Origin of the sequence: Pacificispira sp. (assembly GCF_965228185.1) — a bacterium.
Classification (GTDB): domain Bacteria; phylum Pseudomonadota; class Alphaproteobacteria; order UBA8366; family Aestuariispiraceae; genus Pacificispira.
Map to the genome: position 1 here is coordinate 1 of NZ_CBDDHE010000011.1, position 21,945 is coordinate 21,945.

General features: G+C 64.9%; 23 protein-coding genes and 1 riboswitch. Of the genes, 8 read left to right on the forward strand and 15 right to left on the reverse strand.

The features are described 5' to 3' along the window. The coding region (locus ACO06O_RS21115; protein ID WP_421884550.1) for an alpha/beta fold hydrolase at positions 1-587 on the reverse strand (587 nt) is incomplete at its 3' end. Between the two features lie 14 nt (positions 588-601). Between ACO06O_RS21115 and ACO06O_RS21120 the strand changes: the two genes are divergently transcribed. After that, entirely contained in the window at positions 602-1,456 is an 855-nt protein-coding gene (locus tag ACO06O_RS21120) for a thermonuclease family protein (RefSeq protein WP_421884552.1), read from the forward strand. Here ACO06O_RS21120 and ACO06O_RS21125 read toward each other — a convergent pair. The 4 genes from ACO06O_RS21125 to fdxA form a co-directional block, all read right to left on the reverse strand. Beyond that, on the reverse strand, positions 1,443-2,327 hold the full coding sequence (locus ACO06O_RS21125; protein ID WP_420419390.1) for an RNA polymerase factor sigma-32: 885 nt from the start codon (positions 2,325-2,327) through the stop codon (positions 1,443-1,445). The two genes, ACO06O_RS21120 and ACO06O_RS21125, sit on opposite strands and share 14 nt — an antisense overlap. A gap of 257 nt (positions 2,328-2,584) precedes the next feature. Further along, entirely contained in the window at positions 2,585-3,391 is an 807-nt protein-coding gene (locus ACO06O_RS21130; RefSeq protein WP_421884555.1) for a hypothetical protein, read from the reverse strand. A gap of 187 nt (positions 3,392-3,578) precedes the next feature. Next, positions 3,579-4,082, reverse strand: coding sequence for a CarD family transcriptional regulator (locus ACO06O_RS21135; RefSeq protein WP_420419392.1), 504 nt, complete (start codon positions 4,080-4,082; stop codon positions 3,579-3,581). A gap of 416 nt (positions 4,083-4,498) precedes the next feature. Continuing rightward, positions 4,499-4,837, reverse strand: a complete 339-nt coding sequence (gene fdxA, locus ACO06O_RS21140; protein ID WP_421884558.1) for a ferredoxin FdxA — start codon at positions 4,835-4,837, stop codon at positions 4,499-4,501. Positions 4,838-4,957: 120 nt separating this feature from the next. Here fdxA and ACO06O_RS21145 point away from each other — a divergent pair, with 120 nt between their 5' ends. Further along, positions 4,958-5,578, forward strand: a complete 621-nt coding sequence (locus ACO06O_RS21145) for a DUF938 domain-containing protein (protein ID WP_421884561.1) — start codon at positions 4,958-4,960, stop codon at positions 5,576-5,578. Between the two features lie 6 nt (positions 5,579-5,584). After that, on the forward strand, positions 5,585-6,757 hold the full coding sequence (locus ACO06O_RS21150; RefSeq protein WP_421884565.1) for a benzoate/H(+) symporter BenE family transporter: 1,173 nt from the start codon (positions 5,585-5,587) through the stop codon (positions 6,755-6,757). A 19-nt stretch (positions 6,758-6,776) separates the two neighbouring features. On the opposite strand, the gene ACO06O_RS21155 is transcribed toward ACO06O_RS21150, so the two are convergent. The 7 genes from ACO06O_RS21155 to ACO06O_RS21185 form a co-directional block, all read right to left on the reverse strand. Continuing rightward, positions 6,777-7,538 carry a CbtA family protein gene (locus tag ACO06O_RS21155; RefSeq protein WP_421884567.1) on the reverse strand — a complete coding sequence of 254 codons (762 nt, stop codon included), beginning with the start codon at positions 7,536-7,538 and terminating at the stop codon, positions 6,777-6,779. Between the two features lie 21 nt (positions 7,539-7,559). After that, positions 7,560-7,751 (reverse strand): CbtB domain-containing protein, encoded by a 192-nt coding sequence (locus ACO06O_RS21160; RefSeq protein ID WP_420419397.1) that lies wholly within the window; start codon positions 7,749-7,751, stop codon positions 7,560-7,562. A 34-nt stretch (positions 7,752-7,785) separates the two neighbouring features. Next, a riboswitch (cobalamin riboswitch) is annotated at positions 7,786-8,023 on the reverse strand. Between the two features lie 93 nt (positions 8,024-8,116). After that, positions 8,117-8,773: an SCO family protein gene (locus tag ACO06O_RS21165; protein ID WP_421884570.1), complete on the reverse strand. Its 657-nt coding sequence runs from the start codon at positions 8,771-8,773 to the stop codon at positions 8,117-8,119. 89 nt (positions 8,774-8,862) lie between these two features. Further along, positions 8,863-9,582, reverse strand: coding sequence for an LrgB family protein (locus ACO06O_RS21170; protein ID WP_420419399.1), 720 nt, complete (start codon positions 9,580-9,582; stop codon positions 8,863-8,865). Then, the gene (locus tag ACO06O_RS21175) at positions 9,579-9,950 is read right to left on the reverse strand and encodes a CidA/LrgA family protein (RefSeq protein WP_421884573.1); all 372 of its coding nucleotides are present in this window, start codon (positions 9,948-9,950) and stop codon (positions 9,579-9,581) included. The genes ACO06O_RS21170 and ACO06O_RS21175 overlap by 4 nt, the downstream gene beginning before the upstream one ends. Positions 9,951-10,017: 67 nt before the next feature. Next, positions 10,018-10,713, reverse strand: coding sequence for a ChrR family anti-sigma-E factor (locus ACO06O_RS21180; protein ID WP_420419401.1), 696 nt, complete (start codon positions 10,711-10,713; stop codon positions 10,018-10,020). Then, on the reverse strand, positions 10,710-11,279 hold the full coding sequence (locus tag ACO06O_RS21185) for a sigma-70 family RNA polymerase sigma factor (protein ID WP_421884576.1): 570 nt from the start codon (positions 11,277-11,279) through the stop codon (positions 10,710-10,712). Before ACO06O_RS21185 ends, ACO06O_RS21180 begins: the two co-directional genes overlap by 4 nt. 228 nt (positions 11,280-11,507) lie before the next feature. Between ACO06O_RS21185 and ACO06O_RS21190 the strand changes: the two genes are divergently transcribed. After that, entirely contained in the window at positions 11,508-12,047 is a 540-nt protein-coding gene (locus ACO06O_RS21190) for an invasion associated locus B family protein (RefSeq protein ID WP_421884579.1), read from the forward strand. Here the strand turns inward: ACO06O_RS21190 and ACO06O_RS21195 are convergent, their stop codons facing one another. Then, the gene (locus tag ACO06O_RS21195; protein ID WP_420419404.1) at positions 12,048-12,263 is read right to left on the reverse strand and encodes a hypothetical protein; all 216 of its coding nucleotides are present in this window, start codon (positions 12,261-12,263) and stop codon (positions 12,048-12,050) included. 88 nt (positions 12,264-12,351) lie between these two features. On the opposite strand from ACO06O_RS21195, the gene rlmN reads away from it, so the two are divergent. Then, entirely contained in the window at positions 12,352-13,533 is a 1,182-nt protein-coding gene (gene rlmN / locus ACO06O_RS21200; protein WP_420419405.1) for a 23S rRNA (adenine(2503)-C(2))-methyltransferase RlmN, read from the forward strand. 25 nt (positions 13,534-13,558) lie between these two features. Continuing rightward, positions 13,559-15,571, forward strand: coding sequence for a sensor histidine kinase (locus ACO06O_RS21205; RefSeq protein ID WP_421884582.1), 2,013 nt, complete (start codon positions 13,559-13,561; stop codon positions 15,569-15,571). Here the strand turns inward: ACO06O_RS21205 and cbiB are convergent. Further along, positions 15,566-16,588 (reverse strand): adenosylcobinamide-phosphate synthase CbiB, encoded by a 1,023-nt coding sequence (gene cbiB / locus ACO06O_RS21210; RefSeq protein ID WP_421884585.1) that lies wholly within the window; start codon positions 16,586-16,588, stop codon positions 15,566-15,568. The two genes, ACO06O_RS21205 and cbiB, sit on opposite strands and share 6 nt — an antisense overlap. A 9-nt stretch (positions 16,589-16,597) precedes the next feature. Continuing rightward, the gene (locus tag ACO06O_RS21215; protein ID WP_420419408.1) at positions 16,598-17,860 is read right to left on the reverse strand and encodes an EAL domain-containing protein; all 1,263 of its coding nucleotides are present in this window, start codon (positions 17,858-17,860) and stop codon (positions 16,598-16,600) included. Positions 17,861-18,091: 231 nt separating this feature from the next. Between ACO06O_RS21215 and ACO06O_RS21220 the strand changes: the two genes are divergently transcribed. After that, entirely contained in the window at positions 18,092-20,353 is a 2,262-nt protein-coding gene (locus ACO06O_RS21220; RefSeq protein ID WP_421884588.1) for an NADP-dependent malic enzyme, read from the forward strand. A gap of 14 nt (positions 20,354-20,367) precedes the next feature. Continuing rightward, positions 20,368-21,723 carry a phosphate regulon sensor histidine kinase PhoR gene (gene phoR / locus ACO06O_RS21225; RefSeq protein WP_421884591.1) on the forward strand — a complete coding sequence of 452 codons (1,356 nt, stop codon included), beginning with the start codon at positions 20,368-20,370 and terminating at the stop codon, positions 21,721-21,723. Positions 21,724-21,945 lie beyond the last annotated feature (222 nt).

The following is a 21,945-nucleotide window of genomic DNA, read 5'->3' on the forward strand; positions in this document are numbered from 1 at the left end:
TCCGCCGCGCGGCCGTGGACCGCCTCGTCCGGATCGTTCAGGCGCGCATTATACGCGGCCAGCGGATCGGCCCGTTCCTCCGGTGCCAGATGTCCCAGAAAGCGGGCGTGCTCTTCCGGAAAGAAGGTGCCCATGCCATGCAGGAACCAGTCGATCTCCTTCTTCCGGCACAGGAAAATCCCGCGCAGGACCATGGACAGGACGCGGTGCGGATGGGCCTGGGCATAGGCCAGGGCCAGGCTGGACCCCCAGGACCCGCCGAAGACGATCCAGCGGTCGATGTCCAGCATCTCCCGCAGCGTCTCGATATCCTCGATCAGGCGGCCGGTATCGTTGTTCCGGATTTCCGCCGCCGGTCGCGACCGTCCGGCCCCGCGCTGGTCGTGCAGCACGATGCGATAGGCGTCGGGATCGAAGAACCGGCGATGTCCGGGCGTCGTGCCCGCGCCGGGGCCGCCGTGCAGGAAGCAGACGGGAATCCCGTCAGGGTTGCCGCTTTCCTCCCAATAAATACTATGAGGCGCCTCGACCTCCAGATGGCCGCGTCGATTCGGTTCGATGGCGGGATAAAGCCGATCTCGGGACATGAAGGGTCCTGTCGATGAGGAGTTTCAGGAAGGGCGCTTTCGCGGTGCAGTATGCCGATTGGGATCGGGCAGGGCAAAGCCGTTTCTCGCGCCGCGCCGCCCTGACCGGCCTTGTCGCCGCCGGCGCGCTGGCATTCGGCGGCGGGCGGGTCTGGGGCGCGGCCCCGGCGGGGGCATTGAGTTTTCTGGCGGAGGCCGCCGCGGCGGAGGACGGCCGCATGCTGCGGCTTGCCGATGGGCGGCGGGTGGTTTTGCCGCATATCCTGCCGCCCGGTCCGGACCGCCACGAGGCGATGGCGGATACCGGGCCGATCCGGGACGCCGCACGGGGTTTGGCGGATCTGGCCCTGGGCCGGGCGCTGCGGGTCGATCTGTCGGACCCGGCGCAGGACCGGCATGGCCGGCTGCGGGCGCGCGTCGCGGTCGACGGTATGGATCTGGCGGAAAGCCTGTGTGCGGCGGGCATGGTGCGCGTCTTCCCGGAACCGAGGGCGGAACCGGAGCGGATCGCGGCCCTGATCGGGGCGGAAACGCGGGCGCGGATGGCGGGCAACGGGTTCTGGTCGGATGGATATTTCGCCGTCCAGGCGGCCGACCCGCCGGACTTCGCGGTCGACCGGTTTGAGATCGTCTCGGGAATCGTGCGAAAGGTGACGCCGGTCGGAGACCGCGACCATCTGGAATTCGGCCCGGATTGGCGCGTCGATTTCACGGCCGGTCTCGACCGCTCGCTGCGCCGGGAGCTGGCGGCGCGCGGCGAGCCTGTCGGCACATTGCCGGGCAGGGCGGTCATGGTCCGCGGCTGGTTGCGGTCCTGGAACGGACCGTTCATGGAAATCCGGGACCCGACCGGGATCACGCTTCCATAAGCAGGTCCATCGGCCGGTCGACGCGCCGTTCGATGGATACTTTCAGCTTCTGCAGGGCACGATGCTCCAACTGGCGGACGCGCTCCTTGCTGACCCCAAGAACCTTGCCCAATTCTTCCAGCGTCGCGCCGTCCTCGACCAGGCGGCGGCGGCGAATGATGGTCTGTTCGCGGTCGCTCAATTCGCCGATCGCCTCGCGCAGCCAGCGCGACCGGCTTTCGGCGTCCTTCAGGCCGGTCACGACCTCTTCCGGACTCGGCCCTTCGTCGGGCAGGAATCCCATCCAATCCTCGTCGCCGTCTTCGCCGACCTGGGCGTTCAACGACTGATCGCCGGCCGACAACCGGCTTTCCATCTGTTCGACATCGCCGATATTGACGTTCAGCTCCTCGGCAATGGTACGGCGCTGGTCGGGGGTCAGTTGCGTCGCCGACGCGTCGGCGATTTTCGCCCGCAGGCGGCGCAGGTTGAAGAACAGGGATTTCTGGGCGGCGGTCGTGCCGGTCCGGACGATCGACCAGTTGCGCAGCACATAATCCTGCATGGCCGACCGGATCCACCAGCTGGCATAGGTGGAAAAGCGCACATCGCGTTCCGGCTCGAACCGGGCGGCGGCCTGCATCAGGCCGACATTGCCCTCCTGAACCAGATCGCCCATCGGCAATCCGTAATTTCGGAAGCGCGCCGCCATGCTGATCACCAGCCGCGTATAGCAGCTGACCAGTTCGTGCAGTGCGGCTTCGTCGCCGTCGTCGCGCCAGCGCCGACCCAGCTCCATTTCCAGCTCCCGCGACAGCAGGGGCTGTTTCATGGATTGCCGGATAAAACGGATATTGGCGCGTTGCGTTGCCGGATCGTCGAGATGTGCCATGGTCCTGCTCCTTTCCGTGCGCCACGACAAAATGGCGCCGGATCCGCGTCGACGTCTCTGCCAGGATGGCAGGACGCTCTTGACCCCCCACAGAACGATACGGATCGTCCATGACAACGGATCATGAAATGACGAGGATTACAGTGGGCTATGACGTATTCGTGATCGGATAAGTGCTTTTCCGATCCGGCATAGATGCTGCGGCGCAATAATCTGTCGCGTGCCGACCCGTCCGTTCCGGCCAGGATCAAATTAGATCAGACCAGCAGGTGTTCCAGGATGTCGCCCTCCGCGCTCAACAGCACGGCCGCGAGTTGTCCGCCGCGTCCGGCACCGGCGTCGAGCGACAGGGTATGCTTGCCCTCGACGATGCCGCCGGCTTTCGGGTCGAAGCCGCGCACCACCCGGCGGAAACCGCGATAGGGCTGGTCGATCTCCTCGAAGCTGCGGGACGCCCACCAGAAGGCGTCGGTCTGCCGCGCCAGGGGCTTTTCGATATCCAGCCCGGCATGAACGAACAGCAAGGATCCGTCCTCGGTATAAGCCGCGCGCTTGATCGCGTTCATCAGCGCGTCATGGCCGGGCAGGGCGCGCGCGGTCTCGCGCAGCTTGTTGGTCCAATAGGTCAGGGCCAGCGTGCCTTCCTCGGCCTTCTTCAATCCATCTTCCAGGTCGAAACCCAGACCGGCGAGCTGCGCCGCGATGCCGCGTTCGCCCATCCAGGACAGGATCGCGCGCGGATTGGGCGCGAATTGAAGCTGCATCAGCTTCCACCACATCTCTTCCTGCGCGCCGCGCAGAAAGACGATATCGTCGACATGGCGATAGGGATAGAAGGACAGGAACCAGCGCCGGAAGCTCAACAGCTCTTCCAGCACCCCGGGCCCCTGAACGCCATAGCCGAAATAATTGCCCAGATAGACGATCCGGTCGCCCTGACGGGTGTCGGCGACGATCCGATCGTGGATTTGGGTCAGCGCGTCGATATCGCCATGGATCGCGCCGATCGCCCAGATCCGGTCGACGGCGCGCAATACGGTGAATCGATCCGACGATTGGCTCATGGAAGGATGGAAACCGGGTTGCCTAAAGAATACCGGCGGGCGACCCCGCCTGTGCGGACCCTAGTCGAGATTCTCCGACGGTGGAAGCATCCAGGCGCCGTCCGGACGTCTCGTGAATCGAAACGGGCCCCGGAAGAGACCGAGGCCCGTGCGATGCCGTGCCGTGATGGCGCGGCGAAACTTCGGATCAGGCCGCGGCCTTCTCCATCATTTCTTCCAGTTTCAGCGCCGCTTCCTCTTCGCCCAGATCTTCGACCGCGGCGAATTCGCGGGCCAGACGGTCCAGCGCCGCCTGGTAGAGCTGACGCTCGCTGTAGGACTGGTCCGGCTGATTGGCGTTGCGGAACAGGTCGCGCACGACCTCCGCGATCGCCACCGGATCGCCGGAATTGATCTTGGCTTCGTATTCCTGGGCCCGGCGCGACCACATGGTGCGGCGCACGCGGCTCTTGCCCTTCAGCGTCTTCAGCGCGCTTTTCATCATCTCCGGGGACGACAGTTTGCGCAGGCCCGATTTGTCCGCTTTCGCGACGGGAACGCGCAGGGTCATCCGGTCCTTGTCGAACTCGATGATGATGAGTTCGATTTTCTGACCGGCGATCTCCTGGTCTTCGACGCCCAGTACCTTACCGACCCCATGGGTCGGGTAGACGACGAAATCACCCTTCGAATAGGCACTTTTCTGAGACATTCCTACTTCCTTATACCCTACCGTCACATCCATCCATGTGGCCGCATCGGTCCCGCCGCGGGCGATCGCCCGCCTTTGAGGTTCCGATCGCGGATGCCGAACCCGGCAGTGGTATTTCCCGGGCCGACGGCCGTCTCCGGGAAATTCCGACCGAAAATCCCTGCGTCGAAACCGGTGCGGGATCGAACGTCGGGATCGTCAGCCTTTGGAAAGTACCGTCGCGAATTCGACGGCATCGGCCCTATCGCAGCCAAGTGCAATCGCGGCAGGAAGCCGGAAACTCTCCATATCTAGATAGAATATATCACAAAATCTGCGGTTTTCCGAGTCCGGAATCGCGATTTTTGCGGGATTTTTGTGCACTGCACGCAAAAATGCCGGTCGCCGGCGTATGAAATCGCCGGCGCCGCGCGGTGTCAGCTTCCGTCGCCGGGATTGGGCGAGAAGTAGTTTTTGAACTTGTCCGGAACGCCTTCCCATTCCTTGGCATCGGCGGGCGGCGTGCCGATCTGGGTGATGTTCGGCCACACTTCGGAATACTGTTTGTTCAGCTCCAGCCACTTCTCGGCATTGGCCTCGGTATCGGGCAGAATCGCCTCCGCCGGGCATTCCGGTTCGCAGACGCCGCAATCGATGCATTCGTCCGGATGGATGACCAGCATATTCTCGCCTTCATAGAAGCAATCCACGGGACAGACTTCCACACAATCCATGTGTTTGCATTTGATGCAGTCTTCCGTGACGACGTAAGTCATGTCGATCCCTTCCGTATTCCCGACCTGCTGAGCGTGTGGCGGACAGCCATTTCTTTACACGCCCCCGTCTGATATTAGACTGAGGTCCGTCTGCGCAACTTTTTTCAACAGGTCCGTGACATGTCGTCCACCGGATCGCGGCGCCATGCGCCTGCGACGTTGCGCAACAGGGATGCCATCCTATCCCGGTTGACCGGTCATCTGCCGCAAACCGGCACGGTTCTGGAGATCGCCTCCGGGACCGGCGAACATGCGGCCTATTTCGCGCCGCGCCTGCCGGACGGGCTTGTCTGGTGCCCCAGCGATTTGGACCCGGCCGCGCTTGCGGATATCGACGGCTATGCCAGCGAGGCCGGCTGCGCGCGGATCGCGCCGGCACAGCGGCTGGATGTCGCAGGGCCGGACTGGACGCCGGACCGGCCGGTCGACGCGATCTTCTGCGCCAACATGATCCATATCGCCCCCTGGGCGGCGGCGTGCGGCCTGATCGGCGGCGCGGGGCGGCTGTTGCCGCCGGGTGGGCCGCTGTTGATCTATGGGCCGTTCTCTCGCGACGGTCGCCATACCGCGCCCAGCAACGCCGATTTCGATGCGTCTTTAAGGGCGCGCGACCCGGAATGGGGGGTGCGCGATCTGGAAGGCGATATCCTGCCGATCGCGTCGGCGGCCGGACTGCGCCTGCGTGCCGATGTGCCGATGCCGGCGAACAATTTTCTGATGGTATTCGAGAAAGAGGGGTAAGGGGGAATGAGATTCTCCGTGTTCAGCAACGCCTTGGTCGCGGTTCTGGTGGGATTCGGCGGCAGCGTGGCCATCGTGCTGGCCGGTATCCGCGCGGTCGGGGCCAGTCCCGCCGAAACCGCGTCCTGGATCACCGCGCTCTGCCTTGCCATGGCGGTCACCAGCCCGGTCCTGTCTATCCTACACCGGATGCCGATCGTCACTGCCTGGTCGACGCCGGGGGCGGCGCTGATCGGCGCGACCATGGTGGCCGGGGCGCCGACCATCGGCATCGAGGCGGCGGTCGGGGCCTTTCTGCTGGCCGCCGCGCTGATCGTATTGAGCGCCGCGGTCAAGCCGCTGGCGGATGCCATCGCCAAGATCCCGACCGCCGTCGCCGCGGCCATGCTGGCGGGCGTCCTGATCGGGTTTTCGATCGGCGTCTTCGACGCGGCCGCGGGCGATCCGTTGCTGGTCCTGCCGCTGGTGGGCGTCTTTCTGGTGGTCCGCCTGTTCAGTGCCACCTGGGCCGTACTGGCGGTGATCGCGGCGGGGGTGGCCTGGGCGCTGGTCCTCGGCCGGGTCGCGCCGCTGGACGGCGATCTGACGGTTGCGACGCTGGTCCTGATCCGGCCGGAATTCGATCCGGCGGTGCTGATCGGGCTCGGCGTGCCGCTGTTCCTGGTGTCCATGGCGTCGCAGAACCTGCCCGGCTTCGCCGTCCTGTCGGCGGCGGGTTACACGCCGCCGGCCCGTTCCGCCCTGGCGGTTACCGGCATGGCGTCCTTGCTGACCGCGCCGTTCGGCGCCCATACCACCACCTTGGCCGCCATCACGGCGTCGCTTTGCACCGGGCCGGACACGCATCCCGATCCGGCGCAACGCTGGAAGGCGGGGCTGTTCTATGGCGCGGGCTATCTGATCCTGGCAGGGGTCGGCGTGACCCTGGTCGCCGCCTTCGCGGCACTGCCGTCGGCGGTGATCGTGACCGTGGCCGGGCTGGCATTGGTCGGGCCGCTGATGGGCTCGCTCAGCGCCGCCCTGGCGCCGGAAGAAACCCGCTTCGCCGCCGTGCTGACGCTGGTGGCGACGGCATCCGGCCTGTCCCTGTTCGGGATCGGGTCGGCCTTCTGGGGCCTGGCGCTGGGGCTGCTGGTGCTCGGTCTGGACGCCCTCGCCCGGAAGGCGAAGGCGTCCTGAACCCGAAACCGGGTCACGGTCAGGCGTAGGTGCCCGAGAACCGCTGATAGAAGGTGCCGCTGAGCCAGCCCAGCATGACCCAGAAGATCGCCGCGACGACGATGGAGGCGGCGGCGAAATGGCCCGCGATTTCCGGCGGGACGCCGCCGCCGACTTCCGCCGGTTGCGGCGCGCCGACGATATGCGGGGCGGCAATGATCAGAACGCCAAGGACCGTCAGTGGCAGCTTGCGGCCGAAGACCATGAGGCAGAGGCCGATGCCGGTCGCTGCGGCGCAGCCGATCCACCAGAGCTGCCGCACCCCCAGTTCGGCGGCCATGCTGCCGGGTACTTCCGGCGGCAGGCCCAGATTCGGGCCCAGGGTGAAGACGGCGAAGCCGCCGATCCCCCAAAGCAGCCCGATCCGTCCGCTGATCGCGCCGCCATGGACGGCAAAGGCCGCCGTCAGCATGAGGGCGAAGGCGATCCCCATCGTGATATTGGTCCCGGCGGTGAAGAGGGAGCGTTCCAGCCCGTCTTTCGGGCCCCAGGATTCGTCGCCGTGGTCTTCGCCGCTATGGGCCTTGTAGATGGTAAATCCGTGGAACGCGCCGGTGCCGGCGACCCGAAAGACCGCCGTCTCGGGGATCGCGGATTCCGGGATGGCGGCCTCTGTGCCCGCGTTCTCGTATTCCTCGGCATGGAGGATGATAGGGGTGGTGGTGAATTCCTGAATCGCGCTGATCGCTAGACCCGCGACGATGCCCGCGGCGAATGCCGCGCCGAAAAGGCGCCGAAACATATCGTTGAATTCGGTCGGGGCTTAGTGGCAGGGCAGCGCGAAGGCGTGCCGCGCGTCATGCGTCGCATTGTGGATCGTGTCCGAATGCGCGAAGCCGATACCCAGGAACAGGAAGCCGCCGAACAGCGCCGCCGCAACCGATGCCGCCAGAACGCGGGTCCGGGATTCGGTTTCGAGATGGTCGGCGGTGGTGGCCTGAATGCGATCGTTCATTTTGTCTCCTCCCGTCACACCCGACGGTCGTTCGAGATGCCATCGACGCTCGGCAGGTCTCCCGGCTCGCGGGTCGATGCGGCATCCTGCCTTCCCGGCACATGTCCCGATCCGGGCTGGTGTGCCAGTGGCGAGGTGGATACCGCTCGCCGCTCACGGTTGCGGGGGCAGCCCGGGCGCGGATTCCCTGATGGGTAAATCCTTCCCGTGTTCCCTCTTAGCTCCAAGGCCTTCGTGACCCATGAAGGAGAACCGAACGCGTCTTCAAGAATTATCAGTAGCGCCACGGCGGCGTACAGGTCAAGCGCGGCGCCGACAGGGATTGGCGTCAAGGCGACGTTCGAATAATCGGGCGAGGGGGACCGTCAGCTGGTCTTTGCGGCAGCGACGTAGCGCTGCAGGGCGTTGGCGATCGATTCCGGCGCGGTGCCGCCGTTGAACATCGTCACGAACCCGCCGTCCGGCCCCATCAGATAGACATAGCCGGAATGGTTCATCAGATAGAATTCGTCGTCGATCTGCTGGCCCCGGCCGTAATAGACGCGGAACTTCCGTGCCACGGCCTCGATCGCCTCGTCGCTGCCGGTCAGGCCGACCAGACGCGGGTGAAAGGCCGGCGCATAGTCCTTCAGGACGTCCACCGTGTCGCGGGCCGGATCGATGGTGATCAGGACCGGGGTGATCTTTTCGGCCGCCGCGGCGTCCCGCTCCGCCAGGATATCGATGGCGGCCGCCATGCTGGACAATTCCGTCGGACAGACGTCAGGGCAGGAGCTGTAGCCGAAATAGACCAGCAGGAACTGACCCTGGAACGTGTCCTGGGTGACGGTTTCGCCCTTATGATTGGTCAGTTCAAACGCACCGCCGACCTCCAATCCCGGCGCAACCAAGGCCTCGCCGTCGCCACGCACAACGCCGTCCGAGCTGCCGGAGAGCTGATTCCAGACGACAAGGGCGGCCAGACCGATCGCGGCCAGTGCGGCCAGCATGGCGCCGATCAGCGGAATTGTTTTGCGCTGCATGGTATTCAAGGCCTCCGCGGAGGGAACGGATCACTACCCCAAGACGTACGAAGCGGGGGCCCTTATCTCAAGACGCCAAATCGTCGCGGTCATAGTAACAAATGCGCGATCAGCGGCACCAAAAGCGCCGTCGTCAGGCCGTTCAAACCCATGGCGACGGCCGCGAAAACCCCGGCGATCGGGTTGACCTGAAAGGCGCGGGCCGTGCCGATTCCGTGCGCCGCGATGCCGACGGCGAAACCCCGGGCACGCCAATCGCGGACGCGCATCAGGTTCAAAAGCGGCGTGACCACGATGGCCCCCACGATCCCCGTCGCGATGACCAATCCCGCCGCCAGGGACGGCAGGCCGCCGATCCGCTCCGCGATCCCCATCGCGATGGGGGAGGTCACGGATTTGGGCGCCAGCGACAACAGGCTTTCGCTGTCCGCGCCCAGCAGCGAGGCGACGGCCAAGGCCGTGCCGACGGCGGTGACCACGCCGGCGACCAGGGCCGCCAGCATCGGCAGGGCCGCGCGCCGGACCCGGGGCAGGTGGGTATAAAGCGGCACCGCCAGGGCGACGGTCGCGGGACCCAGCAGGAAATGAACGAACTGGGCGCCTTCGAAATAGGTGTCGTAATCGGTGTCCGTCGCGACCAGCAATGCGATCAGCAGCGCCGCCGCAATGGCCACCGGATTGACCGCCGGGTTGCTGCCCGACCGGGTGAAGGCAGCATGGCCGATCCCATAGGCAATCAGGGTCGCGGTCAGCCACAGCAGCGGCGTTTCGGCCAGATAGACCCAGATATCCTGTGTCGCGCCGATCATGCCTTGCGGTCCTCCCCTTCCGCCGGGGCGCCGATCAGACGGGATACGGCGACGAAGACCACCGCGCCGACGGCGATCGCCGCGACGGTGCTGACGATCACCCCGGCCGCGAGCGGCAACCACTCGACCTTCAGGCGGTCTGCGTGCTGGACCAGGCCGACGCTGGCCGGGACGAACAGCAGGGACAGATGTTTCAACAGCCCGGCCGAGGTGTCCTGCAGCCAGTCGGGCGACCGCCGCAGAATCAGCAGCCCCGCCAGCAGGAAGGCGAGGCCGAGCACGGGGCCGGGAATGGGCCAGTTGGCGAGGACCGCGATGGCCTCGCCCAGCAACTGGCAGATCAGAAGAAGGGTCAGGGCGCGCAGCATGGCGCGACTTTACGATGCAACGGGCCGGGGCGCGAGCCCCTGCGGAAGATCCCGGCCAGAGCTCCGGTCAGACCTTCACGAACAGATTCAGAATGGCGCCGATCGGCCCGGTCAGCCGGATCGGGGCATCGACCACGACCAGGCAGATGCAATCCTCGCCGGGTTCGGCGACCGGCTTGTGCTTGATCGACCCGTCGCTGATTGCCAGATCGCCGCGGGCGAAGCGGCCGATCTCGTCATTATAGGCCCCGCGCAGGATCAGGACGAATTCGTTGCCGTCATGGGTATGATGCGGCACTGCCTTGCCGGCCGGGACGCGCAGCAGGAAGGCGCGTTTGCCCTCCACGTTCATTGCGATTTCGGAGGTTTGGACCCCCATTCCCAGATTCTTCCAGGTCACCGCGTCCAGGTCGCCGCCCAGATAACGGCGCAGGACGGCAGGTACCAGCGGGTTGTCGTTGGCCGGAAGGGCGGCGCGCACCGGCGCCGGTTCCGCCGGTTGGTCCAGCCGCGCTAGAACCGACTCCAAAGAGCCTTTGGACAACGAAACCGGCGCGACGTCGCGCAACAGCGTCCCACCCAGGGCGTCCAGTTCCGCCGCCCGTTTCCGGCAGGAAGGGCAATAGGTCAGATGCGTCGCCACGATCAGGCTCGTCGCTTCGTCCAGCGACCCTGCCGCGTAGTCCAACAGCATATCATCCGAAAGGTGATGCGACGGTTCCACCGCCCGCATGGCTCCCCCCGAAGTCAAAGCAGCCGTCATAATTCAGAGTCTCCTAGTATGGTCCTCAGCTTGCCCATTGCCAGGCGAAGCCGCGATTTCACCGTCCCAAGCGGCAGACCGGTCTCCTCGGCGATCTCGCTATGGGCCTTATCCTCATAGAAGGCCATTTTCAGCATCCGAACCTGCTCCGCGGGCAAATCCGCCATCGCGGTGCGAATCGCATCCGCCGTCTGGTCTTCCTCCAGCTTGTCGTCCTGCATCGGCTCGGCGGCCGGCAGTAGAAGCGGGTCGTCAGGATCGAGCTCCGGCCGGTTGTTGCGGCGGAAGGCGTCGATCCGTTTGTTCCGGGCGATGGTGAAGACCCAGGTCGCCACCGATGCCTGTGCCGGGTCGAAACTGGCCGCCCGGCGCCACACCATCAACATCGCCTCCTGCGCGAACTCCTCGGCCGAGACGTCGTCCGATCCGCTGCGCATCATGTAGGCCTTGATGCGGGGCGCAAAATATTCGAACAGCGCCGCAAAGGCGTCGCGATCCTGGTCTTCCGCCAGGCGCCGCATCCATTCGGCAAGACTTTGCGCGTCCGGATTAGCGGTCTGTGTCATCTTCGAACGCCCGGAACGCTGTGCCGGAACCTCCGCAAAATTCAGCGCCGGCCGCACCGCCATTGGCGGGGCTGCGGGACTGCGGGGATTCAGCACGGCTTGTTCCATGCAAGGGGATACGGGGAATTTTCATAGCCGGATCATTGGCAACGTCAAAAAAAGGTCCTATTTCTGGGGCACGGTCCGACACCATCCCTATTATACTGTTATCAGAGTGCGAGGGTGACAATGGCGAATACCAAGCGCGTCGCGATGGCCGGCAAATTGGCGGCAATGGTCCTTCCGATTGCGGTCGGCCTTGCGGCGGCGACCGGTGCGGCGGCGCAGGATCACAAGGATCTGGGCACGTTCAACGCCTGGCAGGCCTATAGCTATTCCCAAGGTGGCGGGACGCGCTGCACCATGGCGTCGCAGCCGTCGAAGGACGAGGGCGATTATTCCAAGCGCGGCGAAATCTGGGCCTTCGTGATGCACCGCCCGAAGGAAGGCGCAACCGGCGAGGTCGGCTTTCACATGGGATATCCGATCAAGGACGGCAGCACGGTCGAAGTGACTATCGGCGGCAGCACCTTCCGGCTCTATGCCAGCGGCGAGGGCGCCTATGCCTGGCGAGATGACGAGCCGAAACTGATCAACGCGATGCGGGCCGGGTCGTCGATGGTCGTGGTTGGCACGTCGGCGCGCGGCACGAAGACAACCGACACCTATTCGCTGTCGGGCTTCACGGCCGCCAACAAGGCGATCAACGCCGCCTGCAACGTGAACTGATCAGGCGTCGCCGCGATCGCCACCGCCGCCGGTCGAAAACTGCCGGTCCAGGTATTCTTCCAGGTCGCGCAGGTCGTCCGGAACCGGCAGGCCTTCCGCGCGCAGGGTATTGAGCAGCGTGTGCAGGCGCATGTGGATTTCGTGCACATCCCCCGGGTCGCCGTCGATCTGGGACATCAGAAGCGCGATTTCTGCTTTATAGTCTTCGAAGGCCATGGGTTTTCTCCTCGGTTCTTGCGCCTGTTAGTTTACACGACCGGGGCAGGGGGAGTATGACCTGCCGCAAATTTGCAGGATTTCGATGATGAGCGATGCAGCGTCCTTGCAGGATTTCATGCCCGGCGGCCAATTGGCGCCGGAGCCCGACGCGCGCCCGAACCTGATCGGGTTGGACCGCGACGGCCTGGCGGCGCTGGTGAAGGATATGGGAGAGCCCGCCTTCCGCGCCAAGCAGCTCTATCACTGGATCTACAATCGCGGCGCCGCGCGGTTCGAGGATATGACGAACCTGTCCAAGGCGTTCCGCGCGAAGTTGGAGGAGACCTGCCGGATCGACCGGCCGAAGGTCTCGATGCATCAAAAATCGAAGGACGGCACCGAAAAGTGGCTGCTGCGCTACGAGGACGGGAACGAGGCCGAGATGGTCTTCATCCCGGAAACCGACCGCGGCACCTTGTGCATCTCCTCCCAGGTCGGTTGTTCGCTGACCTGTGCCTTCTGTCATACCGGGACGCAGAAACTGGTCCGCAACCTGACGCCGGGCGATATCGTCGGCCAGGTGATGCTGGCGCGCGACGCGCTGGGCGACTGGGCCCAGACGGAGGAGGCCGGCCGCCGGATCAGCAATATCGTGCTGATGGGCATGGGTGAGCCGCTGTACAACACCGACAGCGTCATGGACGCGATGCGCCTGGTCTCCGACGGTGATGGGATCGCCATCGGACGGCGCAAGATCACGCTGTCGACCTCCGGCGTCGTGCCGGATATCCGCCGTGTTGGGGCGGAGCTGGGCCTGTCGCTGGCGATCTCGCTGCATGCGGTGAATGACGAGCTGCGCAACCGGCTGGTTCCGATCAACCGGAAATATCCGATTGCCGAGCTGATGGATGCGGTGCGCGGCTATCCCGGTCTGACGACCTCGCGCCGGGTGACCTGGGAATATGTCATGCTGAAAGGCGTGAACGACAGCGACGCGGATGCGCGCACCCTGCTGCGCCTGATGGAGGGCATCCCGTCGAAGGTGAACCTGATCCCGTTCAACCCCTGGCCGGGCAGCGAATTCGAATGTTCCGACCCGGCGCGGATCGAATCCTTCCTGGCGATCCTGCACCGCGCCGGCACGGTGGCGACGATCCGCAAGACGCGCGGGCAAGACATTCTGGCGGCCTGCGGGCAGCTCAAGTCGGAAAGCGAACGGATCGGCAAGCGAGAGCGGCTGCGGCTCGACGCGCTGCGGGCGGAAAAGGAAGCGGCGGTCGGGCTGTGACCCGATAAGAAACCGGGGTGGGGGCATGGCGGGTTCGAAGGCCGCGGCACGCGGCGCGATGGGGGTGACGATCGCGCTGCTGATCGCACTGGTTTTCACCGGGATGGCCCGGGCGGAACCGCTTCCCCTCTCTCCCGGCATGCCGGTTCAGGCGCCGATGGACCATGCCACCCTGTTGGAAGACCCGGCCGGAGACATCGAACCGGCGACGGTTCTCAAGGGAATGCTGGATGGCGAATTCCAACCGCTGGACGGAAAGTCCACGTCGGTCGGGATCACCCGGTCCGCCTGGTGGGTCCGCTTCGAAGCGGTCAATCCCGGTCCGGAACCGGTCGAATGGGTGATCAACTTTCCCTTTCCGCTGACCGATTATGTGGATCTGTACCACCGGCGCGGCGACGGATCGGTCGATCATGTCGCGATGGGCGACCGCCTGCCCTATGACAGCCGGCCCTTGCCGGGGGAAGGCTTTGCCGCGCCGCTGATGACCGGGCCGGGCGAAACCAGCACCATCTATGTCCGGCTGCACCACGAATACGGCGACGGCATCGACGTCTATTTCCAGGTCTCCTCCCCGAAAGCCTATGCCACCAAGCAGCATGCGATCTGGATGGTGCTGGGCCTCTTCGCCGGCGGGGCGATGCTTCTGTTCCTGTACAATGTCGTGATTTTCGCGGTGGTCCGGGAACGGGTCTATTTCTGGTATCTCGCCTATTTCGCCGCGACCCAGCTTGCCTTCGCCGCCGCGTCCGGTTTCGGCAACCGATTCCTGTGGCCCGACCGGCCGGGCGTCGGGGAATTCGCCGCGCCGCTGTTTTCCGCCCTGGCCTTCATGCTGGTGGTGCAGTTCAGCCGCACCTTCCTGGAGACGCGGCGCCTGACCCCGCGTTTCGATAGGGTGCTGCGGGTCGTCATGGCCTATTTCGCCCTGCCGCCGATCCTGTTCCTGGCGGGCGAGGGCGCGCTGGCGGCGCAGACGGTCATGACCGGCGGTCTGGCCCTGACCATGCTGCCGGTCTATGGCGCGATCCTGTGGTGGCGCGGCGAAACTTCGGCGCGCATCTTTACCCTGGCCTGGGCGGTCTGGTTCGTTTCCGTGGCGCTGTTGATCGGGCGGTTCGTCGGGCTCGCCCCGACCAACGACCTGACCCTGCGCATCGCCTGGATGGGTCTGCTGGGCGAGGCGGTCCTGTTCGCGCTGGCGCTGGCCGACCGGATCCGCCTGCTGCAGCGTCAGAAGGTCGCCGCCGAACAGCAGGCCCGCCTGGCACTGGAACGTTCCGAGGCGGAGCTGAAATCCCAGGTCGCCGCCCGGACCCGGGAATTGCAGGATACGAACGACACCCTGTCCGATCTGAACCGTCAGAAGGACCGGTTCTTCTCCATCATCGCGCATGACCTGATGGGGCCGTTCAGCGTCCTGATCGGCATGTCGGACCTGCTGAAGCGCCGGATCTCGACCCTGCCGCGCGAGACGATCGCGGAGTATGGCGGCGACATCAGCACGGCCGCGCAAAACCTGCACAAGCTGTTGGAAAATCTTCTGTCCTGGGCCCGTTTGCAGCAGGGGGCGATGTCTTACGACCCGCAACCCTATCCGCTAAATTCCTCCGTCGCGGATGTGACCGAATTGTTCGCGCCTGTCGCGCGGCAGAAGGGGATCGATCTGACGGCCGAGATGTCGCCGGAGCTGAGCCTGCGCGCGGATCGCAAAATGATCGAAACCGCCCTGCGCAATCTGGTCAGCAACGCGCTGAAATTCTCGCGGTCCGGCGATAGGGTGCGGATCACGGTGGCGCAATCCGATACGGAAACGCGGATCGCGGTGACCGATACCGGCATCGGCATGGACGCGAAAACCAGGAGGGTGTTGTTCTCGCTGGACCAGAAACTGTCTGTGGCCGGGACGGAGGGCGAGACGGGGACGGGCCTCGGATTGCGCTTGTCGCACGAGCTGGTCGAACGCCATGCCGGCCGGATCGAGGTCGAAAGCGAACCGGGCGCGGGGTCGACCTTTACGATCGTCCTGCCGTCATAGCAGCACGGCCAATCCGCCCATCAGGGCCGCGAACCAGACCAGCAGGTTGGCGACGATGTAGAGGGCGCGGGCGCGGTCGATGTCGCGCGGTTCCAGGCGTGCCGGGAAATCCTCGCCGATCCAGACGCCGACGACCTGGCCGCCGGGATAGGTGCGCGGCCCGCCCAGCGCGACACCCATGGCGCCCGCGAAGGCGGCTTCCGGCCAGCCGGCATTCGGCGATTTGTGCTTCTTGGCCTCGCGCAGCATGGTGCGCACGGCCTGGACCGGATAGGCGGTCGGCGTGAAACAGGCGGCGAGGCAGACCAGCAGCCCGCTGATCCGCGCCGGAACCCAATTGGCGATATCGTCCAGCCGCGCGGCGGCGAAGCCGAAGGCGCGGTGGCGGTCGGTCTTGTAGCCGATCATGCTGTCCAGCGTGTTGATCGCCTTATAGGCCAAGAGGCCGGGCAGGCCGAAGACCAGATAGAAGCAGATCGGCGCGATGACGCCGTCGCTGAAATTCTCGGATAGGGATTCGATGCCGGACCGGACGACGCCGTGACGGTCCAGACTGCGCGGGTCGCGGCTGACGATATGGGCGATTTCGCGCCTGCCGCCTTCCAGCCCGTCACTGCGCAGGGCCTTGCCGACGCGGCGGACATGATCGTGCAGGCTGCGCGCCGCCAGGAAAATGCCGACGACCAGCGCTTCCGCCGCCCAGCCCCAGGCATGGCCTTCGAACAGCGCGGCCAGCGCCCAGCCGATGCCGGCCGCCGACCCGACGACGAAGAAGACGGTCACCGCGCCGCGGATCATCCGGTCCGTTTCCGGCCGCCCCTCGCGGTTCAGGCGGCGGTCCAGGAAGCCGATCGGCTTGCCGATCAGGACGACGGGATGCGGCACGATGCGATAGAACCAGCGCGGATCGCCGACCAGCGCGTCGAACAGCATCGCCAGGGCCAGAATCAGGGCGATCGGCAGGGTCTGGGGCATCAGCCCGGACGCGGCGTCCAGGAAGGCGGCAACCTGTTCCATGCAGTCAGGTCAGCGGCGCGCGACGCGCGGTGCGGGCGGACTTTTGGTGCGCGACATCTGCTGCAGGACGGCGTCGAGATAGCGGCCCTGGAACATGGTGATACCCATGGACTGGCCGGTCCGCACCATCGCCTCGTTGTCGCACCGCGACAGGATGACCCGGCCCTTGCCGATCCGGTCCACCTGTTTCGCGATATCGGCCCGCAGATCCTGGCTGCCGCCGGAATCGAAGACGGACCCGGCCGACAGTTTGACCAGGTCGATTTCCATGAACTGGCGGTCGACGAAGCGGGTCAGTTCCGGCGTGATCCCGTCCAGACAGATTCGGTAGCCCTTTTCGCGCACGAAATCCCGGGCGAACAGGAAGGAGGAATAGTCGGACAGAATATCCAGAAGCTGCAGTTCGACGACCAGCGTGCCGCGGCTGCCCATGCGCAGGCTGGCGTCGAAATCCAGGAATTCCGGGGCCAGCAAGGTGCCGACATTGACGTTGATCGAAAATGACGAATGCAAGGTCCGGTCGTCGGCCCGGGCCAGCATCTTCAGAACGCGGCGGTCCAGCGTCTGGGTCAGGTGCTGGAACAGCCAGCGGTTGGCCGCCAGATTGACATCCGGCAGCACGGTCTTGGCCAGATCGTAGATCGAGATGAACAGCTCATTGAAGATCGGCTTGGGCGGGGATTCCTTGTGGACGACGCTGACCGCCTGACGCCGGAAGACGCTGGACAGGTCGGCGCGTTCCAGGAATTCTTCCAGCCGGCCCAGCTGTTCCGGTTTCAGCGGCCGGCGCGCATCCTCGAAGGTTTCGCCGGTCTGTTCCGCCATCTGCTGCAGGCGCTTCTGGCGGGCACGCTCCTCTTCGAAGACGCGCTCGCACAAGTCCATGAACTTCGCGTACTGACCTTCGATATTGTAAAGCGTGGCGAACCTGCCATGACCCTCGTCGGAATCCGGCTCCGCCTGGGTCAGCGGATCGTCGCTGAACAGATAGCGCAGGCGCATGACCGCGTCGTCCATCTGCTGCAGGGTCGCGCCCTTGACCACGAAAATCAGGTCGTTATTGCCCAAAAGGAAGGACTGACCTTCGAAGGTCGATACGAAGTCGTCCAGCGTGTTCAGGGCAATGCGGATATGGTGTTCGCGCCGGTTCTGGGGCTTCAGACGGGACAAATGCACATGCACGCCACGCCGGCCGTCCCGGTGGCGTTCCAGACGCTGTGCGTAGTCCAGCAGCAGATATTCCTGGCTGGCCATGCCGGATTGTTGCGCCATGTCGTACCGTCGCCTCTTCCCGCCGGTTTGTCTTGTCGGCCGCGCGCCCGCGTTTGACTTCGCGGTTAACCGTGTTGCCAAGGATAGGGTGCTTCAACGTCCAAGAAAAGACGGTTCAGGTAACCCGATTGGAAACACTGTCATAATCCCTTTCGCATGCTAGACCTATAACATGCGTTAACAGAACAAGGTCTGCGGGAATAACGGCCCCGAAAGACCCCGGAGGAGATAATGGCCGATAAGAAGATCACGGAAGAGGATGCGCTGCAGTTCCACGCCCAGGGACGGCCGGGCAAGATCGAACTGGCGCCGACCAAGCCTCTGACGACGCAGCGCGACCTGTCCCTGGCCTATTCGCCGGGGGTGGCGGCGCCTTGCCTTCGGATCGCCGAAGATCCCTCCACAGCCTATGACTATACCGCGCGCGGCAACATGGTGGCGGTGATTTCCAACGGCACGGCGGTGCTGGGCCTCGGCAATATCGGGGCGCTCGCGTCCAAGCCGGTGATGGAAGGCAAGGCGGTGCTGTTCAAGCGTTTCGCCGACGTCGATTCCATCGATCTGGAAGTCGGGACCGAGGATGTCGACGAATTCGTGAACTGCGTGCGCTTTCTGGGTCCGACCTTCGGCGGCATCAATCTGGAGGATATCAAGGCGCCGGAATGCTTCATCATCGAACAGCGCCTGCGCGAAGAGATGGACATCCCGGTCTTTCACGACGACCAGCACGGCACCGCGATCATCGCCGCTGCCGGCCTGATCAACGCGCTGCATCTGACCGGCCGCGACATCAGGGACACGAAGCTGGTGGTGAACGGTGCCGGTGCGGCGGCGATCGCCTGCACCGAACTGGTCAAGGCGATGGGGGTGCCTGCCAACAATGTCATCCTGTGCGATTCCAAGGGCGTGATCTATCAGGGCCGCAAGGAAGGCATGAACCAGTGGAAATCGGCCCATGCCGCCGTCACCGACGCGCGCAGCCTGGCCGAGGCGCTGGACGGCGCGGACGTGTTCTTCGGCCTGTCGGTCAAGGGCGCGGTGACGCCGGAAATGGTGAAGTCCATGGCGGATAAGCCGATCCTGTTCGCGATGGCCAATCCCGATCCGGAAATCACCCCGGACGACGCCAAATCGGTGCGCCCGGACGCGATCGTGGCGACCGGCCGGTCGGATTATCCGAACCAGGTCAACAATGTGCTGGGTTTCCCCTATATCTTCCGGGGCGCGCTGGACGTGCGGGCGACGACGATCAACGACGACATGAAGATCGCGGCGGCCGAGGCAATCGCCCGGCTGGCGCGCGAGGACGTGCCGGACGAGGTCGCGAATGCCTATGGCGGTCAGGCGCTGCAATACGGGCCGGATTACATCATCCCGGTGCCCTTCGACCCCCGGCTGATCGTCGCCGTCCCGGCGGCGGTGGCGGAAGCGGCGATGAAGTCCGGCGTCGCGCGCCGCCCGATCATGGATATGGAAGGCTATCGCCAGGAGCTGAAGGCGCGTCTGGACCCGACCGCCAACATGCTGCATTTCATCTTCGAACGCGTGCGCCAGAACCCGCAGCGGGTCTGTTTCGCGGAAGGCGAGGATCCCCGCGTGATCCGCGCGGCGGCGCTGTTCCAGACGTCGGGCTACGGCACGCCGGTTCTGGTCGGGCGCGAGGACCGCATCCGCGAGACCACGCGGGAACTGGGCCTGGACGCATCGATCCAGTTCGAAATCCACAATGCGCGGCTCAGCTCCGACAATGAAGAGTATACCGATTACCTCTATGCCAAGGTTCAGCGGTCGGGCTTTCTGCATCGCGACTGCCAGCGGCTGGTGAATCAGGACCGCAACGTCTTCGCCGCCTGCATGCTGGCCAAGGGCAAGGTCGACGCCGTGGTCACCGGGGCGACGCGCGCCTTCAACGTCGCTTATGAAGGCGTGCGCATGGTGATCGACGTCGCCGAGGGTCATACCGCGATGGGCCTGACCATCATGGTGGCGCGCGGCCGGACGATCTTCATCGCCGATACCTCGGTCAACGAATTGCCGGACGGACGCATCCTGGCGGAAGTCGCAAAGGAAGCCGCGGCCTATGCCAGGCGCCTGGGTCACGAGCCGCGTGTCGGCATGCTCTATGCCTCGAATTTCGGCAATCCGGACCGGCCGGGCGGCAAGCGGGTGCGGGACGCGGTCCATATCCTGGATTCGGAACAGGTCGATTTCGAGTATGACGGCGAAATCTCGCCCAGCGCGGCGCTGGACTACGATCTGATGCAGCGGCTCTATCCCTTCTGCCGTCTGAAGGGTCCCGCCAATGTGCTGGTCATGCCGGGCATCAATTCGGCCCATATCGCGACGCGGATGCTGCAAAGCCTGGGCGGCGGCACGATGATCGGGCCGCTGATGCTGGGCCTCGCCCATCCGGTGCAGGTCGCCCAGATGGGCAGCAGCGTCAGCGACCTCGTCTCGCTGGCGGCCCTGGCCGCCCACGACGCCATCGACTAGGACGCTGGTACGCCATGTCGGGATCCTGGATCAGATCGATACTGTTGGCCGTCGCCCCGGCGGCCATCGTCCTGGCATTGATGCTGTCCGAAGGGGTCATTGCGATCCATGTCGCGGCCATTCTGGGGCTGGCGATCCTGCTGGGCGCCGGGATCGCCGTGCGCCGCCGGCTGACGGCGGAAAAGATCGTGATGCGCCGCCTGAATCGGCTGACCGCCGAAGCCCAGGCGCAGCTCGACGCGCTCAGCTACAAGGCGGCGGTCGCGGATCGGATCGTCTCGTCCCTGCCGCATCCGATCTTCTTCCTGGACCGGGACCGGCGCGTCGTGCGGGCAAATGCGGTGGCGCATGCCCTGGTCGATACCGATCTGACCGGACGGGACATCGCCGACGGTCTGCGCGATCCCGCCTTCTTGAGCGCGATCGACCGGACGATCGAAGGCGACGGGCCGCAATCGGTCGATTTGAAACTGCCGGTGCCGGTCGAAACCGAATATATCGTGCGCGTCGAACCGGTCGATCCGCCGCCCGGCATGCCGGCGGGACGGGACGCGCCGATCGTGCTGATCGATTTCCAGGACGTGACCGCGCTGCGCCGGTCGGAACAGATGCGCGTCGATTTCGTCGCAAATGTCAGCCACGAGCTGCGCACGCCGCTGACTAGCCTGACCGGCTTCATCGAAACCCTGCGCGGTCCCGCGAAGGACGATCCGGAGGCGCATGAGCGCTTCCTGGCCATCATGCAGGAGCAGTCGGAGCGGATGTTCCGCTTGATTTCCGATCTGCTCAGCCTGTCGCGGATCGAACTGGACGAGCACAGCCGACCGCGCGGCGAGGTCGCGATTCCCGATCTGCTGCGCCGGCTGATCGAGATGCTGTCACAGAAGGCGGAAAAGCTGGGCGTCGAGATCGAAACCGATTGGGATGAGACTATTCCGCCGGTGCGGGGCGATTCGGATCAGCTGTTCCAGGTCTTCCAGAACCTTCTGGACAACGCGCTGAAATACGGCGCGAAGGGCAAGCGGGTCACGGTCCGGGTCCGGAAGCGCGACAAGCGGCGGCTGACCGTGGACGTGATCGACCGGGGCGCCGGCATTCCGCCCGAACACCTGCCCCGGCTGACCGAGCGCTTTTATCGCGTCGATGCCGCGCGGTCCCGCGAGCTGGGCGGAACCGGACTTGGCCTCGCCATTGTGAAACATATTCTGAACCGGCATCGCGGCCGGCTGAATGTGACGAGCGAAATCGGCAAGGGCAGCACCTTTTCCGTAACGCTGCCATTTGCGGTCACACGCGAAACCCAGGATGATAAATCTCTGGAATCCAAGGATGATTCAGGCCGAACCCGGCCAGATCGACTGTCTGCCTGACACATTATCGTATAGACCAATTTTCGCTTGTGTAACGAAAACGTCTCCTGCGCATCACAAAACCGTCAGCACTCCCCGTTAAATGAGGCGTCAACGTCATGGGGGGCGGAGACGCACGGGCTCGCGTGCGGCGAGCCAAATCCAAAGGCGAAGCGAGGAGTGGTATGTGCCGCGAAATCATCCGGGGCACGTAGGAGTTCACGACGTCAATTCCCATCGACG

Coding starts and splice junctions, on each gene's coding strand:
- ACO06O_RS21120 (WP_421884552.1), top strand. CDS start 602: ATGAGGAGTTTCAGGAAGGGCGCTTTCGCGGTGCAGTATGCCGATTGG.
- ACO06O_RS21125 (WP_420419390.1), bottom strand. CDS start 2,327: ATGGCACATCTCGACGATCCGGCAACGCAACGCGCCAATATCCGTTTT.
- ACO06O_RS21130 (WP_421884555.1), bottom strand. CDS start 3,391: ATGAGCCAATCGTCGGATCGATTCACCGTATTGCGCGCCGTCGACCGG.
- ACO06O_RS21135 (WP_420419392.1), bottom strand. CDS start 4,082: ATGTCTCAGAAAAGTGCCTATTCGAAGGGTGATTTCGTCGTCTACCCG.
- fdxA (WP_421884558.1), bottom strand. CDS start 4,837: ATGACTTACGTCGTCACGGAAGACTGCATCAAATGCAAACACATGGAT.
- ACO06O_RS21145 (WP_421884561.1), top strand. CDS start 4,958: ATGTCGTCCACCGGATCGCGGCGCCATGCGCCTGCGACGTTGCGCAAC.
- ACO06O_RS21150 (WP_421884565.1), top strand. CDS start 5,585: ATGAGATTCTCCGTGTTCAGCAACGCCTTGGTCGCGGTTCTGGTGGGA.
- ACO06O_RS21155 (WP_421884567.1), bottom strand. CDS start 7,538: ATGTTTCGGCGCCTTTTCGGCGCGGCATTCGCCGCGGGCATCGTCGCG.
- ACO06O_RS21160 (WP_420419397.1), bottom strand. CDS start 7,751: ATGAACGATCGCATTCAGGCCACCACCGCCGACCATCTCGAAACCGAA.
- ACO06O_RS21165 (WP_421884570.1), bottom strand. CDS start 8,773: ATGCAGCGCAAAACAATTCCGCTGATCGGCGCCATGCTGGCCGCACTG.
- ACO06O_RS21170 (WP_420419399.1), bottom strand. CDS start 9,582: ATGATCGGCGCGACACAGGATATCTGGGTCTATCTGGCCGAAACGCCG.
- ACO06O_RS21175 (WP_421884573.1), bottom strand. CDS start 9,950: ATGCTGCGCGCCCTGACCCTTCTTCTGATCTGCCAGTTGCTGGGCGAG.
- ACO06O_RS21180 (WP_420419401.1), bottom strand. CDS start 10,713: ATGACGGCTGCTTTGACTTCGGGGGGAGCCATGCGGGCGGTGGAACCG.
- ACO06O_RS21185 (WP_421884576.1), bottom strand. CDS start 11,279: ATGACACAGACCGCTAATCCGGACGCGCAAAGTCTTGCCGAATGGATG.
- ACO06O_RS21190 (WP_421884579.1), top strand. CDS start 11,508: ATGGCGAATACCAAGCGCGTCGCGATGGCCGGCAAATTGGCGGCAATG.
- ACO06O_RS21195 (WP_420419404.1), bottom strand. CDS start 12,263: ATGGCCTTCGAAGACTATAAAGCAGAAATCGCGCTTCTGATGTCCCAG.
- rlmN (WP_420419405.1), top strand. CDS start 12,352: ATGAGCGATGCAGCGTCCTTGCAGGATTTCATGCCCGGCGGCCAATTG.
- ACO06O_RS21205 (WP_421884582.1), top strand. CDS start 13,559: ATGGCGGGTTCGAAGGCCGCGGCACGCGGCGCGATGGGGGTGACGATC.
- cbiB (WP_421884585.1), bottom strand. CDS start 16,588: ATGGAACAGGTTGCCGCCTTCCTGGACGCCGCGTCCGGGCTGATGCCC.
- ACO06O_RS21215 (WP_420419408.1), bottom strand. CDS start 17,860: ATGGCGCAACAATCCGGCATGGCCAGCCAGGAATATCTGCTGCTGGAC.
- ACO06O_RS21220 (WP_421884588.1), top strand. CDS start 18,092: ATGGCCGATAAGAAGATCACGGAAGAGGATGCGCTGCAGTTCCACGCC.
- phoR (WP_421884591.1), top strand. CDS start 20,368: ATGTCGGGATCCTGGATCAGATCGATACTGTTGGCCGTCGCCCCGGCG.